Annotated in this window: 12 protein-coding genes and 1 riboswitch; of the genes, 4 read left to right on the forward strand and 8 right to left on the reverse strand. The window is 41.4% G+C overall.

What is annotated here, in order from left to right; translation table 11 throughout:
- Positions 1–7: 7 nt before the first annotated feature.
- Entirely contained in the window at positions 8–2,392 is a 2,385-nt protein-coding gene (locus VRK28_RS11120) for a TonB-dependent receptor (RefSeq protein WP_062566392.1), read from the reverse strand.
- A gap of 272 nt (positions 2,393–2,664) precedes the next feature.
- On the opposite strand from VRK28_RS11120, the gene VRK28_RS11125 reads away from it, so the two are divergent.
- Together VRK28_RS11125 and VRK28_RS11130 are read left to right on the forward strand one after the other, a co-directional pair.
- Positions 2,665–3,201, forward strand: coding sequence for a YaeQ family protein (locus VRK28_RS11125; RefSeq protein WP_054552313.1), 537 nt, complete (start codon positions 2,665–2,667; stop codon positions 3,199–3,201).
- 8 nt (positions 3,202–3,209) lie between these two features.
- Positions 3,210–3,815, forward strand: coding sequence for a PGAP1-like alpha/beta domain-containing protein (locus tag VRK28_RS11130; protein ID WP_062566321.1), 606 nt, complete (start codon positions 3,210–3,212; stop codon positions 3,813–3,815).
- Positions 3,816–3,819: 4 nt separating this feature from the next.
- Here the strand turns inward: VRK28_RS11130 and VRK28_RS11135 are convergent, their stop codons facing one another.
- The gene (locus tag VRK28_RS11135; RefSeq protein ID WP_054562952.1) at positions 3,820–4,029 is read right to left on the reverse strand and encodes a hypothetical protein; all 210 of its coding nucleotides are present in this window, start codon (positions 4,027–4,029) and stop codon (positions 3,820–3,822) included.
- Between the two features lie 365 nt (positions 4,030–4,394).
- Here VRK28_RS11135 and VRK28_RS11140 point away from each other — a divergent pair, with 365 nt between their 5' ends.
- Entirely contained in the window at positions 4,395–4,868 is a 474-nt protein-coding gene (locus VRK28_RS11140) for a Dps family protein (RefSeq protein WP_054562953.1), read from the forward strand.
- 57 nt (positions 4,869–4,925) lie between these two features.
- Here VRK28_RS11140 and VRK28_RS11145 read toward each other — a convergent pair whose 3' ends face one another.
- The 5 genes from VRK28_RS11145 to VRK28_RS11165 all read right to left on the reverse strand — a co-directional run bounded on the left by VRK28_RS11145 (position 4,926) and on the right by VRK28_RS11165 (position 12,962).
- On the reverse strand, positions 4,926–5,327 hold the full coding sequence (locus VRK28_RS11145) for a hypothetical protein (RefSeq protein WP_130167357.1): 402 nt from the start codon (positions 5,325–5,327) through the stop codon (positions 4,926–4,928).
- Between the two features lie 66 nt (positions 5,328–5,393).
- Positions 5,394–7,472, reverse strand: coding sequence for a S9 family peptidase (locus VRK28_RS11150; protein ID WP_332393932.1), 2,079 nt, complete (start codon positions 7,470–7,472; stop codon positions 5,394–5,396).
- Positions 7,473–7,747: 275 nt separating this feature from the next.
- Positions 7,748–8,317: a hypothetical protein gene (locus tag VRK28_RS11155; protein ID WP_062566323.1), complete on the reverse strand. Its 570-nt coding sequence runs from the start codon at positions 8,315–8,317 to the stop codon at positions 7,748–7,750.
- Between the two features lie 107 nt (positions 8,318–8,424).
- Positions 8,425–8,508: riboswitch (cyclic di-GMP riboswitch) on the reverse strand.
- Positions 8,509–8,642: 134 nt separating this feature from the next.
- Positions 8,643–11,780: an efflux RND transporter permease subunit gene (locus VRK28_RS11160; protein ID WP_332393933.1), complete on the reverse strand. Its 3,138-nt coding sequence runs from the start codon at positions 11,778–11,780 to the stop codon at positions 8,643–8,645.
- Between the two features lie 9 nt (positions 11,781–11,789).
- Positions 11,790–12,962: an efflux RND transporter periplasmic adaptor subunit gene (locus VRK28_RS11165; RefSeq protein WP_054562957.1), complete on the reverse strand. Its 1,173-nt coding sequence runs from the start codon at positions 12,960–12,962 to the stop codon at positions 11,790–11,792.
- 265 nt (positions 12,963–13,227) lie between these two features.
- Here VRK28_RS11165 and VRK28_RS11170 point away from each other — a divergent pair, with 265 nt between their 5' ends.
- The gene (locus tag VRK28_RS11170) at positions 13,228–15,738 is read left to right on the forward strand and encodes a zinc-dependent metalloprotease (RefSeq protein WP_332393934.1); all 2,511 of its coding nucleotides are present in this window, start codon (positions 13,228–13,230) and stop codon (positions 15,736–15,738) included.
- Between the two features lie 44 nt (positions 15,739–15,782).
- Here VRK28_RS11170 and VRK28_RS11175 read toward each other — a convergent pair whose 3' ends face one another.
- Complete coding sequence (locus VRK28_RS11175; RefSeq protein WP_332393935.1) at positions 15,783–16,397, reverse strand: hypothetical protein; 615 nt, start codon at positions 16,395–16,397, stop codon at positions 15,783–15,785.
- Between the last annotated feature and the right edge of the window lie 91 nt (positions 16,398–16,488).

Below are 16,488 nucleotides of genomic sequence, written 5' to 3' on the forward strand. Positions count from 1 at the left end.
TTCTTCCTTACCAAGCGTAATCTAATCGCAATCCGATCAGCGGTTCAGCTTCGCTATCGTCAACGACTTCAATTCCTCGGCGGTAATCAAACTCAGTGTCATCAGCTGATGAAGCTGCCGTGACATTTATAACATCAAGGAAGGCGGTAACATCAATAGGACCAAAGGCACGTCGGTAATCTACACGAACATTCAATGAGCCTGATCCTTCTTTACGGCCAACATTACGCTCTGTAATTTCCTTAGAGTAACGTAAAGGCTGTCCTGGCCCCAAAACATCTTCATGTACAATAAATATGTCATCTGGTCTGCCAGAAAGGTATTTATATCGTCCAGCAAGTTTCCAACGGTCACTTATTTCCCATGTCAGCCCTAACGTGGCAACATGTTCACGACTAAATTCAGCAGCTACGTCGCCAAAACCATCCTTTCGGTCTACGACCGCATCATTGTAAGAATAGGTTGCACTGGCGTAAAGACCTTCGAAAATAGTAGCATTAAGCACAAAATCAGCACCATATGAAGTACCATCACCATCATTTGCATAAGTTCCACTGGTACGGTCTAGGTCAACCACTAAGTCGCTAAGTTGCTGATAATAAACTTCCGTTAGTAATGACCAGTTGGCATTAGGGAAATATTTAAAACCAACACTCGTATGGGTAATTTTTTCAGTTTTAAGATTATTAGTCTCGTTAGCTGCAAGTTCTAAATATCGCGGTGACTGATGAAATAACCCCGCCGTTGCAAAATACCTTACCTTTTGACTTGGCATCCAGTTAATGCTGAATCGAGGTGATATAAAACTTTCATCAGCAAACCCATCTCGTTCAAATCGTAAACCTGTACCAAAATCCCAATCACCCATTTCAAAAATTTGTTCTATATAGCCTGCATAGTTTAATTCTTTCAAAGACGTGACTGAATTAAGGCTTTCAGGGGTTAGTACAATAAACTTTTGCTGTGGGTCTGGTCTATAATCGTCACTATCATAAACATACCGACTCCATTCACCATCTAAAAAGGTGCTGTAATCTAGTTCAATTTGCGTAATTCGGGCACCGACGCTCAACATCCCTAATTGATTTTCTACCTCGAAATCACTTCTCCAACCAATTTCTGTTTCACCTTCAGATATAGTGATAATGTCTTCTCGAATAGGGTATTCAGAAGCTGGCGTTCCCTCGGGCACAAAATCTGGATAAGCCTCACCTTCAGAGCTCAATTTATCACTTTTTCGGTAGTAAACTTTATTAGTCAAAACAGCGGTTTCACCAAGTAACGTGGTCAATGTTAAACCATACAAGTCACTATCTTGCTCAGCATTTTGCAATGCAGTATCTTCAAAATTAGGTGATTCAGAAACATGCTCAACGCCACGAGTATATTTCTCATGCGTATCCATGAGTAACACTTCAAAAGTGTTATTTTGATTAATGGGTATCACTGATTTAAAAATAATATCCCTTAAAACAGGTTCACCAATATCTAGCTCTTCGATAGTTTCAAACAAGGCACCAAAATCTAACCGCCTTGCAGAAAAAAGCATAGTTGCTTCATCAGTGATATTTATAGGGCCGTCATAACCTACTTCATAACCAGCAAGGTCGTAGCGAAAACTTGCTGATGGACTAGGGTTACCATCGGCCACTTCTAGCTTCAGTAAAGACCCTGCACGACCACCATAAGCTGCTTGCCACCCGCCAGGTGAAAATTCTGCTCCATTTATCACATTTGGGGCAAATATAGAAAAGCGACCACCGCCGCCTACATCTTCCTCTTCACCTAACGTCGCATCAAAGTGAATAGCTTTATCAAAAGGAAAATCATCAACAAAGAGTAAATTATCTCTTGGGCCTCGACCACGCACACTGAAACTTGCAAATTCACTGTCAGATGCGACACCTGGCAATCCATCTAGAGAAAGTAGTGGATCTGCACCTCCTCCCACGGCACTTCGCAGAGATTCTCTGTCGAGATAGGTGCTAGAGCCTGAAGTAAATGTATCAGCTTGTTGGGCTCTTACTTCAACTACTTCTATGGCTTGTTCTCTAAGGTCAAATTCAACCTTCGTATTTTTACGAGTTACAACGCGAATACTTGGTTCGTATAAAGCCGCAAAGCCACTTTTTGTAATCTTTATTGAGTAAAGGCCCGGGTCGAGTTGCTCAACAGCAATACGCCCTTGTAGATCAGTTTGTAAGGTTTGTATTGCAGAGGTTTCTCGTTCCTTAAGTATGACTTGTGCGTTTGGAAGTGGTCGATCTGTAGTCTGATTTTTAACAATAACCGTTATTGCCCCTGGCTCTTCTACTGCGTAAGAGTAAAATGCCAAACTACTCAACAATAGCCATGCAAATGACCAGAGTATCTGTCTAAATTGTTCTTTCATAATTGCGTCCCTCTTGGCACCAACCATGATCTTGATTTCAATAACTTGCACATACTTTCATCCTCCCAAATAGCCCTAATTATTGAATTCGAATTAATCAACTTTAGACGTTAGCAAAGTAAATGTGACTAAAATGTCACCGGCGTAATTTAGGTTTATGAATACTGCTTTTGATAATAGATAAGGATTAATCAAAAGTTTCGCTGGAGATATTTAAGCGTCGGTAAGATTAATTGCGCTATAATGACGCAAATTTTTTCAAGTAAGCAATTATGGCTCTTAAATCAACCATTATTAAAGCGCAATTATCGTTAAGCGATATGGACCGCCACATTTATCAAGATTTCAATTTAACACTGGCACAACACCCATCAGAAACCGAACAACGCTTGATGATCCGCTTGTTGGCTTTTGCGCTAAATGCCCGTGAAGGCTTAGAGTTTACTAAAGGCTTATGCGCCGATGATGAGCCTGAGCTTTGGCACATTAACTATAGCGAAGAAATTGAATTATGGGTTGAGCTTGGGCTACCAGACGAAAAACGCCTGAAAAAAGCCTGCAATAAGTCGAAGCAAGTTGTTTTATATACCTACGGAGAAAATAACCAAGCGATTTGGTGGCAAAAACATCAACCTAAGTTGTATGATTTTAAAAACTTAAGTATTTTTAGTCTCGATTATGCCGCGACTCAGGCATTAGCCGACTTAGCTGATCGCAATATTAAGCTCACTATTACCATTCAAGATGGTGAAGTATGGGTTAGCTCAGATACAGCAAATATCGAAATTAAACCGCAACAGTTAATGTAAGGAACGCGATGGCAATTAGGCAGGTTGTAGTATTACACGGACTTTATATGTCAGGCTTTGTGATGCGCCCACTGTGCGCGCGTCTTGAAAAGTCAGGTCTAAAAATACTCAATTTGACCTATAACACGCTCTCTCCCGATAGAGCGGCAATTTTCGATAAGATTGATCGCTTTATCGGTGGTAAACCTACCGCCTTAGTTTGCCATTCGATGGGTGGCTTAGTTGCTCGCGCTTACTTAGAGGCCAATTCTCTTCAAAGTCGCCATGTCGAAAAGGTGATCACCTTAGGCACCCCGCATAAAGGCAGTCATATTGCTAAGCAAATGCAGCAAAAGGGCTTTGAAATGCTGTTAAAAAATAGCGTGGAGTTTTTATTATCTGAGAATGGCGATTGGCCGTTTAATGCCAAGCTTTATAGTATTGCTGGTGACTTACCAATAGGGCTAATGCCACTGATTGCTAAAGGCAGTGTCTCTGATGGTACAGTTTTGATAGATGAAACCAAACTCAATGGCATGGCAGAACATAAGGTGTTTCATTTGAGTCACACCAGTATGATCTACTCACGCCAAGTGATGGATTACATTATTAAGCTTATAAATCAAAGTGAGTGATACTTTAATCTTCAGCACTTGCAGCCACTTTATATGAGATTAAAACAATGATCCCTAAGATCAATGGTACAGGTGCAGCAATATAGCCAAAGGTATCAAAGTTTGCGAAGCTAGCACCAGCTAGATGACCTACCAAACCGATAACAAATGCAAGTAATGCAATCACTACAACAACTATTTCAGCTTTGCTTTCTTTAACTGTTTTACCGTCCATTTTTCTTCTCCTGGTTAAATGCGGTAAAGTCATTATGCGCTTCTGGTTCGTTGTTTTTTTGACCTAAATCAAGTTCTAAATCGGCCAATTTATCAGCGAGTATAAACCTTGTTTTAGATCATACTTTCTGCCTAATTTTTGAATATTTGCAAAATAAGGTAGATTTTTTGCTCAGTTGCCCCAAGTCTATATAAAAGTGATTCAAAGTTATGTTGATAGTGCACAAATGGATAAAACCAGCCTTTGATAGCTAAAACCTATCACTGTGTTCGAATTAAACCATTTTACAGATTAGCCACGATGGCTAATACTTAACACCAAGCACTAGCAAGTAAACACTTAACGGTTTTTTTAAGGAGCAATCTATGTCACAGGTAAATGCAATTGGTTTAAACAGCGCAAAAAGTGAAGATATCGTAAATTCACTAAACTCTTTACTAAGCTGCTACCAAATCCAATACATGAACGCACGCGGCTTTCATTGGAATATTAAAGGTCGTAACTTTTTTGAATTACACCTTAAGTTTGAAGAAATTTATAACTTACTACTTGAGAAAGTAGACGAGATTGCAGAGCGTATTTTAACGTTAGGCGGTACACCGGTACATGCATTCTCTGAGTACATCGAAGATAGCAAGATCAGTGAAGCTAAAAATATCACTGAAGGTACTGCTGCAGTAGAAAACCTTTTAGCAGGTTACAGCACGCTTATTCAAATGCAGCGTGAAATCCTTGCACAAGCAGGTGATGCAGACGACGAAGGTACAGCATCGCTAATGGGCGACTACATTAAAGAACAAGAGAAACTTGTTTGGATGTTAAAAGCTTACCTTGGTTAATTTTTAGAATTGACACGAAAAAGCCCTCAAATGAGGGCTTTTTATATTCAGAAGGTATTACTTTAACCACTTTCTTAAATTATCGTACTCGGGTCTTGCTTGAAAAAAGCTTTCAGCATCTGGGTGAAAGTTAATATCCATTTCTACACCAGACCAAACTGTCTCTAATAAATTGCGAGCAATGATATTCGCTTTAATATAATCAACGCGTTTGTAACCCCGCGCTTTGACAGCCTGAAAGTAAGCCTTTGCAATCTCAATACTATCGGCAGTTGCTAATTCAAATTGTTCCAAATTAACCACAGCATACTGAATTGAATTTTCAGGGTACTTCATGATTTCTTGACCGACTTCAATACTAAATGAAGCAACGGCTTCTTTATTAAAGCTGCCACTAATTTCCACATAAATCACTGGCGGCTCAACAAAATAACGCCAATCACCATGGGCTTTAAACATGCTCACCCCTTTGAAATACAACTTAAGTTTACGCTTATAAAATTTATTTACTTATTTATCTAAGCCTTAATTCGGTAATAAAGCAATAAAAAACGCCATTTCTAATGCCTTTTCCTCAAGGCTTTTAAAGCGACCCGATGCGCCACCATGGCCTGCATCCATGTCGGTTTTAAATACCAAAATGTTGTCATCGGTTTTAAGTTCACGCAGCTTAGCAACCCACTTCATTGGCTCCCAGTATTGCACTTGAGAATCATGGAACCCGGTTGTAACGAGGATATTAGGGTAAGCCTGCGACTTGATATTATCGTACGGCGAGTACGCCTGAATCACATCATAAAACGCAGGATCATTTGGGTTACCCCACTCGTCGTATTCATTGGTCGTCAGTGGAATACTCTCATCAAGCATAGTGGTTAGCACATCTAAAAATGGCACATGACAACCGATACCTAAATAAAGCTCAGGTGCTTGGTTAACCACAGCGCCCATTAATAAACCACCAGCACTGCCACCAGACGCAAATACTTTTTCTGGGTGTGCATAGCCTTGCTCAGTAAGCGCATGAGTAACATCAATAAAATCGCTAAAGCTATTTTGCTTATTTTGCTTTTTACCTTGCTCATACCAATGACGACCTAGCATTTCGCCGCCACGAATATGTGCAATCGCATAAACAAAGCCGCGGTCAAGCAAGCTTAGTGAGCTGCTTGAAAAGCTAGGATCGATGGTAATACCGTACGCGCCATAGCCGTATTGCAGTACTGGGTTAGTACCGTCTTTATTAAATTGGTCGATACGATAAACCAAAGAAACCGGCACTTGCTCACCATCTCTTGCGGTAACCATTAAGCGTTCTGAGCGATAATGCTCTGGATTAAAATCCCCGAGCACTTGCTGTTGTTTTAATAAGGTTTTGTTACCTGTTTTTAAATCAACATCATACAAAGAACCTGGCGTCGTTAAGCTTGAATAGTAAATACGCGCAGAGCTCACATTCGGCTCTGGATTCATTGCAATTGCAGCATAATAACAAGGGTCATCAAACTCTAAAGTAAGACGCTCTGCTTGCTGATCCACCACCACAAAACGTGTTTGGCCAAGCTCTCGTTCAGTGAGGATAAGGTAGTCATTGAAAATTTCGACCCCTTCTAACAATACGTTCTCGCGATGCGGTGTATGCTCCTGCCAAAGACTTTTATCGGCAACGGTGCTTTGCGTCGCGGTCATTAAGCGAAAGTTTTTCGCTTGCCAGTTGGTCACAATGTAAAAGGTATCACCTAGCTTATCGACATCGAACTCATGGCCTTCTTCGCGTGGCATTAAGGCGCTAAATTCACCCTTTGGGTTATTGGCATCAAGAACCCAAGTATCGTTTGTTTCTGTAGTCGCAAGGTCAATAATGATAAGGCTTTCATCGCGGCTTTTGCCAAGCCCCATAAAGAAGCTTTTATCTTGCTCTTCATAAACAAGTACGTCATCAGCTTGCGGTGTGCCTAAAACATGGCGGTAAACCTGAAAACCCAATAAGGTTTGCAGGTCTTTTTTCACATAAAACACCGTTTTGTTATCATTAGCCCACACCACTTGGCCTTCGGTGTTTTCCAACACATCACTAAACATTTCACCGCTAGCAATATTTTTAAAACGCACAGTATATATACGGCGACCTTCGGTGTCTTCTGAGTAAGCAAGAAGCTGCTCGTCAGGGCTAATAGCCACTTCGCCTAATTCATAAAATTCGTAATCGCCGGCTAATTGATTTACATCTAACAACAAGGTCTTATCGCGCGCTTCTATTGAGCTGCTGCGATAATGGCGCGCATATTCATCATCGCCACGTACTTCTGAGTGATACCAATATTGGCCATCTTTCACGGGTACCGTGTTGTCGTCTTTTACAATACGGTCTTTTAACTCATTAAATAGCTGTTCGCGCAGTGGTTTTATAGCGGCTAGTTGCTTATCGCAATAATCGTTTTCGGCATTTAAGTGCGCTAATACATCTTCATTTTCGCGCTCATCATCACGCATCCAATAATAATTATCGGTGCGAGTCAGTTGGTGAGTAGTTAATTGTTGAGGCTGTTTTTTTGCAACAGGAGGATGCGCTAATAAAGACAAAGAATACGAATTTGACGACACAAGAAAAAACCAAAATAAAAAACGAATTGCTGGCAGTTTATCACAGAATTATACCAATCAGCTTAATTAAGTAGTCTATTTTGAGGCAATGAAACCTCGTTGATAACAAGGCAAAAATTTCGTTATTTAGTTGTTCTAAATGAGAAATTTATAACGCAGTTAGCGACAGGTTTAATCCCTCAAAATGATTAAGTATTATTGCGGGTTGGTATTAAAAAAGCCCACTCAAATTGAGTGGGCTAAGCAATGCTAAAATAGCATTTAGGGGGAAACTGTTAATGCGATACTTGCTGCCAAGCCATAGCCCAGCTTTTTCCTACACCTGGCTCAAACAGTGGGTTGTGTGAATCTTTAACACGACAAAACTCGCTAAATGGCCACGGTTTGCACATATAAATATGGCCCGTTTTTGGCTGCAGTACTTTAACACCTGCACTGTAATCGCTGCATGCTTGTGGGTATATATAGTCATAATCTTGCAGACTATCTTGCACTCGCTCTTTACATTTTGCGATGCAATTAAACGCCACTTTTACATGCGTAATGCCCGAACCTTCAAGGGCATAAATTTGGTTTGAACGGTACGCAACCACTAAACCTTGTTCAGTCATTTTGCCCGCTTTTACCAGCGGAACATGCACGTTTATATGCTCGGCAACAGAACGTGGCCAATTATGAGGCTCACCCTGATCGGAACTACTGATCGGGTATTCGAATGATAAATCGACTAGCTCTCCTTGCATGTCATAAAAGGTTACAATCACCCTATCTCCAACAAACAGTTGGGTATGATGATTTAAGCAACCAATCGGCAACCACTTCCCGGAGGCCATTGACGTATGCATAAACAAAATATCACCCTAAGAACAACTAATAGGCATTATCTAACAACCGAACAAAATAAATACTTTTAGTTTGAGGCAAGTGAACCAAAGCACTAGATTATGTGCTTATCAGCGGTCCCGCTATCATAGTTTAAAACCTTAGACCGGAAACTTTGCGTCCTAACCTTTCAGTTAGTTTGCCAAAAACAAGACTGAGTATAATCGTGACCGAATCACAAATCAAACAAAAGAATGTAACCAAACGTCTTATATAGCAAATAGTTACTAGCAAATGCGTTAGGTACAAAAAAGCCAACCTCTTGGTTGGCTTTTCGCGAATGGGTTATTAATCCCTTGCTAGCTTTCTTCTGGTCGCGACTCGGTGCCCTGCACGGAATACATTCAAGAAGCCATTACCCACATCACTCATTACAATATACAAACAAGGTACTAGTACTAAAGTGATTAGAGTTGCAAACATAACCGCAAAACCAAGTGCTACTGCCATTGGAATTACAAACTTAGCTTGCAAGCTGGTTTCGAACATAATCGGTAGTACACCGGCAAAGGTTGTAATTGATGTCAGGGTGATTGCTCTAAAGCGCGCACAACCTGCTTCAATAACCGCTTGGCGAGTTGAAATACCTTCGCGGCGTGCTTGGTTTACAAAGTCGGTCATAACTAACGAGTCATTAATTACAACACCCGCTGCAGCAATCAAGCCAAAGCCCGACATCAAGCTAATATCTAACCCAAACCAGAAGTGACCCCAAATTGCACCGGTTAAGCTAAATGGAATAACCGACATAACAATAAGAGGCTGCGAATAGCTCTTAAGCGGCACAGCAAGCAAGATATACACTAAGATCATACCGCCGATAAAGAACATGATTTGCTCGTTAGCTTGCGCTTGTTGTTCTTCAATAGAACCACCTAGCTCAGTTTTAACTGAAGGGTACTCTTCTTTTAGCTGTGGTAATAAGTTCTCGTCCACTTGCTTGACCACTTCACCCGGTTCAATCGCTTCTTCATCGATACTGCCGTAGATATAAACAGTACGATAGCCACCTTCACGGCGAATATAGCTAATACCTGGTTTTTCGTTCAGTTCAACAACATCACCCAGCATCACCTCTTGGCCTGCAGGCGTTGTGATAACGGCGTGCTTTAATGATGCAAACGCTTCACGTGTTAGTTTCGGGTAACGAACCATAACACGTACTTCTTCACCGCGACGAATAACACGCTGTGCTTCACCACCGTAAAAGCTTGCGCCCACTTGGTTAGCAATGTTGGCAAGGTCTAAACCTAGATCATATGCCACAGGTTTTAAGCTTAATTGCACCTCTTTGCTCGCCGGATCGATAGTCGAACTAATATCAAATAAGCCTTTTTGCTGTTGTAGTAGTTGGATAAAACGACGACCTGCCTCATTTAAGGTATCGATATCTGGGCCGTAAAGTAAGTAACCAAACTCACCATCCATACCACCGCCATTGACATCATCGTAAATTTGCAGCGATTTCACACCTGGGATACTTGGCATTTGTTCACGCCAACGACGAGATAATTCGAATGCGTTATACGGGCGAAGCTCTTCATCTACCAGCGGAGCAAGTAATTGTGCTTCAGTACGACCTTGGTTGAACACTAAGATATCTCGAATTAGCTTTTGACCAAATTCACGTTCGGTCTCTTGGTCTACCTTGTTAACCATGGCTTCGATTTCACGAATAGCATTAATCGTTTGCATATCCGAGGCATTTTCATTCATTTCTAAACGAATTTGCGGGAAGTCATGAGGTACTTTTGGTGTTGGTACCACACGCACTTGATTTGATGAAATTAAGCCAAACGTCAAAATCAATAAACCGATAAACGCAAATAGCACAAACCAACGCCACTCCACACACAGCTCAATAAAACGCTTATATGGGCCATTTACAAAGTTAAAGAAACGTTTGTTAAAACGCGCTCGCCAACTATTTTGATTAATTGGCGGGAACTTAGTATGGGCAATGTGTGCCGGTAAAATAAGTTTCGATTCAATCAAACTAAATATCAGACACAGAATTACCACCACGGCGATACCAAAGAAAAATGCACTCTCTGGACCACTTGATAATGTAAACGGTGCAAATACAGCAATTGTTGTTAAAACACCAAATGTTGCTGGGGTAGCAACGCGTTTTGCGCCATTTACCACATTTACAACACCACCGCCTTTTTTCTCAATTTCGGTGTAGGCACTTTCCCCTATGACGATGGCATCATCGACCACGATCCCCAGCACCATAATAAAGGCAAATAACGACACGATATTAATACTGATACCAAATAATGGCATCATCATCATTGCACCTAAGAAACACACAGGTAAACCAATCATTACCCAAAGTGCCAACTTAAAGCGCAAGAAGATAGACAACATAATGGCAACCAAGATAGCCCCTTGGAATAGATTGCTTTTCATCATGTCTAAACGGGCATTGAGGTAGTAAGTCATGTCCATTAATGGCTCAAGACGCAGGCCCGCCGGTAGCTCTTTATTCTTTTGCTCAATAAACGCTTTAACTGAATCAGCAACCGGGATCATGTTTTGTTCTTTGGTTGCTTTTACTGATAAATAAACGGCATTTTCGCCATTAAATTTAAAGTAGCGTTCACCTTCTGTGAATTGGTCTTTAATCACAGCAATGTCGTTTAAAAGCACTTTCGCGCCATTAGCACCAATTTTTACTGGGATCTGGCGGAACTCATCACCGCTGTAGTATTGATTTTCAACACGTACCGAGATAATACCTGCGTCAGTACGTAGTTGACCTGCTGAAATATTCGCAGAGTAACGACGTACTGCACTGGCCACCTCACTTAAAGTAAGGTTGTATTGACGCAGTGAATCAGGGTCAATTTCAATTGCAATCTCATCAAGTGGTACATCGTTTTGTACCAGCGACACATTAGATAATTGCAGCAATTCGTCTTCTATTTTATTTGCTATTGGCTTTAACTCAGTAAGTGGAATATCACCTACCAGCGTCATACCGATTACATCTTGGCGAAATTCAACCTGACTAATCGTCACAGGCTCCATGCCAGCAGGGAAAGTCGCAATACTGTCTACTCGTAGCTTCACTTTATCGAGTACATCAGTGAGCTCTGCATCTGTGTTGATCTCTAAACTTGCACGGCCACTATTTCGAAATGAGCGATATACACCACGTTTAATCTCGGTTACATCTTTTAGTGACTCTTCAATTTTGATCAGAATACTTTCTTCAATTTCCTGTGGTGAGGCCCCCGGATAATTGGCTTGTACTTCAATATAGTTAATTTCAACATTTGGGAACATCTGGCGCTGAATAGTGAAATAACTAATGATCCCCATGATGATGATAAACACCATCATTAAGTTTGCAGCGACCGAGTTATTGGCAAAATAGGCAATAAGGCCTGACTGTTTTTCTGTGTTTGTATCAGTCATAGTGCTACCTTAAAGCTTTTCAACCGCTGCAGTTTCTGCATCGCTTGTCATTTCTTTCATTCCAGCAACCTTCACTTCCATACCCTCTTGTGGGTACTCAGGTAGCGTAAGAACCAACTGGTCATTCACTTCAAGGCCATCACTAATGTAGAAATACTCACCTTCTTCGCGTACTACCGTTACTTTGCGTGGTTCAAGTTTATTCTCGTCGTTCACAATCCACACCGTTTGGTTATTCACTAAAGACTGCGGTAAACGGTAGATATTTTGTAGTGTTGCACCGGCAAAGCTCACTTGTACGTAAGCACCAAATTTAATAGGTTGTACGTCATGCTTTAAGCCGTATGGGTCATCAACACGAACAACTAAATTGCTCATACGCGTCGCGTTATCAACTACGCCTAGGTCACGGTCAATTTCGGCTTCACGAGTAAAGCTGTTTAAGCCTTTATTGATAATGGTCGCCTTTACGCCTTTTAAGCGTTTTGGCAAAAATACACTATCGAAACCAGCAATTGGTACAATGATTTCCGCACTTTCAATATTATTAATTTCAGCAACTTGGCTGCCTACATTAATGTATTGGCCGACACCAATTTCACGGCTGATCACCAGCGCATCGTAAGGTGCTTTTACCTCACAGCGAGCAAGGTCACGTTCGGCACGTTTTAATGCCGCTTGCGCTGATTTAACAGCAGCTTGCGCGCTTAAAACTTGAGGTTTACGTAGGAATAAGTCTGTGCGCTCACGTTCTGGGTAACGTCTTGCTTCATCTTCTGCCACTTTAGCTTGTGCTTGCTCTTCGATCAGTGCCGCTTGAGCACTAGCAAGTGACGCTTCAGCTTGTAGTACAGCTGCTTCGTAGTTATCTTTTTCGATGGTAAATAACACTTCACCACGCGCTACGATGCCACCAGCAACAAAATTTGGATGCCAGCTTGTAACTTCACCAGCCACTTGCGAGGCAAGTAAGGTACTTTCAAGCGGTTTCACTTCGCCGTAACTATTAATAATCACTTGATGATCATCACTTGCTACTGGCTCAACCTGTACTAAAGGACGCACATCAACTACATCCTTGTCTTTAGGCTCTTGAGCAATCGCGTTGATTGCTTTAAAACCAGCAACACCAACGATTAATGCAACAAACGGTAATATCCATTTTAATAAACTTGTGCGCATAACTTACACCTATAATATTTTCACTGGCCCTATCATACCAAAGCTGACAGAAACATTAATGTGACATTTGTAAGGAACTGTTACAAAAACAGATAAATTGGCAACACAAACCTCAAAATTTATCTAAGAACAATTTGTTACAAACAAAATAAACATAATATCAAAAGCTTAGAGGCTCCCTTTCACACTTGTTAACAACCCCCCTTTTATCAAGGGGTTAATTCATTAAACTTGATTGAGACATAATTAAAGGAACGAGTTAACAATGAAAATAACAAACATTGCGCTGGCACTAAGCCTAGCGTTTGCCATGAATGGCCATGCCGCCGAAGCGAAAAAAGAAGAAAAGAAGCCAAAAACACTGGCTGAAATGATCAAAGATAAAAGCGAGTTTGCCGGTGTTTTCAGCATTTACCAAGATGCGAAAACCGGCGATAACTTAATGGTGATCGACCAATCTCAACTTGATACACCATTTGTGTATTTTGCTCACACTGTTGATGGTGTTACTGATGCAGGTCACTTCAGAGGGGCATATCGCGAGACAAAGCTAATTGAGTTTCGTAAATATTTTGACCGCATTGATATTATAAGCAAAACACCACGCTATAAATTTGATGAAAACTCAGCCCTAGCACGCTCTGCCGATGCCAACATCAGCGAAGCTGTGCTTGCCAGTATTAAAATCGAAAAAGAAGAAGACGGTAAAATTGCTTTTAATGTTGATAAGCTCTTTTTAAGTGAAGCACTGCATAAAGTATCACCGTGGGCGAACCCAAAAGATAAAAATGCCAGCAAGCGCTTTAAACTTGGTAAGTTAAACGACAAAAAATCGCGAATCGTTAAACAGCGCCCTTACCCAAATAACCTAGATGTTGTAGTGGATTATGTATTTTCTAATGCCAACCCAACAGTACGAGGTTCAAAAGCTGTAAGCGACCCTCGTAATGTTTCAATTAAAGTACAGCATTCATTTGTCGCGTTACCGAAAAATGATTATCAAGCTCGCCAAGATGACGCACGTATTGGTTATTTTACTAACGAATTCGACAATATGACATCAGCGGATTGGGCACCTTATGAAGATGTCATCAAGCGCTGGGACTTGCAAAAGAAAGACCCGTCAGCGGCACTGTCTGAGCCAGTTAAACCGATTACTTGGTGGATTGAAAATACTACCCCGGTTGAGTGGCGAGACACTATTCGTGATGCCGTGCTCGCATGGAATAGCTCATTTGAAAAAGCAGGCTTTAAAAATGCCATCGAAGTAAAAGTACAACCTGATGACGCCGATTGGGATGCGGGCGATATTAACTACAATGTATTGCGTTGGACTGCATCACCGCGCCCTCCATTTGGCGGTTATGGTCCTGCCCTTGCGAACCCATTAACCGGTGAAATCTTAGGCTCTGACATCATGTTAGAGTATGTTTTCATGAAAAACCGTTGGATGTACGACACCTTATACACTCAAGGTGCAGCCACGCTTGAAACTAGTCAAAGCAGCACAGATTTACATTGCTCACTGGGCCACAGCATCCAAGAAAACATGCTACTTGCTAAAGGCTTAGGCACAGGTGCGAGCATTGAAGACAAAGAGATTTTACGCCAAGGCTTAACTCAGCTAGTTTTACACGAAGTGGGGCATACCCTAGGTCTTAACCACAATATGAAATCATCTATTTTGTGGGATGAAAAAGAAGTTCACGATAAGAGTAAAACGCAAGGTATCGTAACGGGTTCAGTTATGGACTATGCACCAGCAAACATTGCCCCTATAGGCATGCAACAAGGTGATATCTTCCAAACAAAACCTGGTCCTTACGATGATTGGGCGATTGAGTACGGCTACAGCCAAGCATTAGCAGATAAAGCCGCTGAGCAGCAGCGCCTTGAAAAAATTCTCGCTCGCTCATCTGAGCATGCTTTAGCTTTTGGTAATGATGCTGATGATATGCGTGCCCCAGGCCGCCATATCGACCCACGTGTAATGATTGGTGATATGTCATCGAATCCTGCCGCATATGCTGATGACCGTATGGAACTTATCAATAAGCTGTTTACTGAACTTAAAGAGAATGCCACGGTTAATGGTGAGTCATACCAGCAGCTAGTTACCTCAGCGAACATTTTATTTAGAAGCTACAGAACACAAGCAGGCGTGGTATCTCGTCAAATTGGTGGTGTTTATGTAGAACGTAATGTGGTGGGCGATGACAAAAATGGTGCACCATTTACGCCTGTGCCACTTGAGCGCCAGCAACATGCAATGCAAGTGTTAGCCGACAAAGTATTCTCGCCAAATGTGCTTGCTAGCATGCAGCCACTGTATAACTACCTGTTACAGCAGCGTCGTGGTTTTAATCATTATGGTAAGAACGAAGACCCTAAACCACATGGCATGATTTTAGGCATGCAAAAGCTGGTACTTGCTCAGTTGTTACACCCAGCGGTCATGCTGCGTATTTCAGACAGTGCAATGTATGGCAACGAGTATTCACTTAACCAATTTATGAATGACTTAACAGCAAGCATTTTTGTAGACAGCAAAAAAGCAAATACCCTAAGTCACAATCTACAAGTTGAATATGTGAATCAGCTAATCGCGATTGCTGGTTTAGGCAAAGCGAGCAAGCACGATAACCTAGCCAAAGCTGCCGCGCTTTATCAGTTAAATCAAATTGCTGATATGAGCGTACCATGGGGTGCAGACACCGCAGCTAAAGCACATAAGCAATATATCGATCGCTTAATTAGTAAAGCGCTTGAAGCATAAGCTTAGCAACACAAAAAAGGCTGCCACTTGGCAGCCTTTTGTTTTTAAGCCATTGCTGGGCGCGATTTATAATACTGAATACATCCAAGTTGCGCTGCATTAGTCAGTAATATCATCACAAAGGTTAATATGTGAGACACACTCGGTGTCGCCATAGCAAGCTCTGCAGCGAGGCCGCAGCTTCCAGCAACAAACTGTAGGCTGAAGTAACGCGCACTTAAATTACTAATATCACCACTTTTAATGGTTTTATAAGTCTGCGGCATAACACGAATAGAGCTCATGACTAAACCTACATAGGTTAGCCAGTTAAGCACCGTTGCTGTTTCATAATGAGGGTTAAGCAACAAACCAAAAGGCACGAGTGACATGGCTAATAACCCAGCTAGCTGCATGCGTTGCTTTCGCGCAGCGTTGTAACGAACAAAGTAGTAAAGAATCACACCACTTAGCATGCCGGTAACAACAAACGGCAAAACCATGTAAAAACGCTGAAAAAACAGGTTAAAGGTGATGAAATATAAACTTTGCGCAACACCAAAGCTCATCATTAACAGCGAAACGCCCGACACACTGCGATTTTTACGGATCTTATTTAAAAGCGGATAAAAGCTAAACGCTAAAATAAAGCATGAAATAATCGGCAAAAAGTGCGCCAAAACAGACCTCTCTCGTTACAATTTAGTTAATAAGTTAGCAGTTTATAAATCACCCATAAAATTACAGTAAACACCTGTTTTTAAAGCGATT

It is taken from the genome of Pseudoalteromonas sp. P80D2 (assembly GCF_036680945.1).
Lineage (GTDB): Bacteria > Pseudomonadota > Gammaproteobacteria > Enterobacterales > Alteromonadaceae > Pseudoalteromonas > Pseudoalteromonas shioyasakiensis.

What these genes read in the sequence shown, in the direction of transcription:
- VRK28_RS11120 (WP_062566392.1), bottom strand. Translation starts at nt 2,392, where the DNA reads ATGAAAGAACAATTTAGACAGATACTCTGGTCATTTGCATGGCTATTG.
- VRK28_RS11145 (WP_130167357.1), bottom strand. Translation starts at nt 5,327, where the DNA reads ATGTTTAAAGCCCATGGTGATTGGCGTTATTTTGTTGAGCCGCCAGTG.
- VRK28_RS11165 (WP_054562957.1), bottom strand. Translation starts at nt 12,962, where the DNA reads ATGCGCACAAGTTTATTAAAATGGATATTACCGTTTGTTGCATTAATC.
- VRK28_RS11170 (WP_332393934.1), top strand. Translation starts at nt 13,228, where the DNA reads ATGAAAATAACAAACATTGCGCTGGCACTAAGCCTAGCGTTTGCCATG.
- VRK28_RS11160 (WP_332393933.1), bottom strand. Translation starts at nt 11,780, where the DNA reads ATGACTGATACAAACACAGAAAAACAGTCAGGCCTTATTGCCTATTTT.
- VRK28_RS11125 (WP_054552313.1), top strand. Translation starts at nt 2,665, where the DNA reads ATGGCTCTTAAATCAACCATTATTAAAGCGCAATTATCGTTAAGCGAT.
- VRK28_RS11155 (WP_062566323.1), bottom strand. Translation starts at nt 8,317, where the DNA reads ATGCATACGTCAATGGCCTCCGGGAAGTGGTTGCCGATTGGTTGCTTA.
- VRK28_RS11130 (WP_062566321.1), top strand. Translation starts at nt 3,210, where the DNA reads ATGGCAATTAGGCAGGTTGTAGTATTACACGGACTTTATATGTCAGGC.
- VRK28_RS11135 (WP_054562952.1), bottom strand. Translation starts at nt 4,029, where the DNA reads ATGGACGGTAAAACAGTTAAAGAAAGCAAAGCTGAAATAGTTGTTGTA.
- VRK28_RS11140 (WP_054562953.1), top strand. Translation starts at nt 4,395, where the DNA reads ATGTCACAGGTAAATGCAATTGGTTTAAACAGCGCAAAAAGTGAAGAT.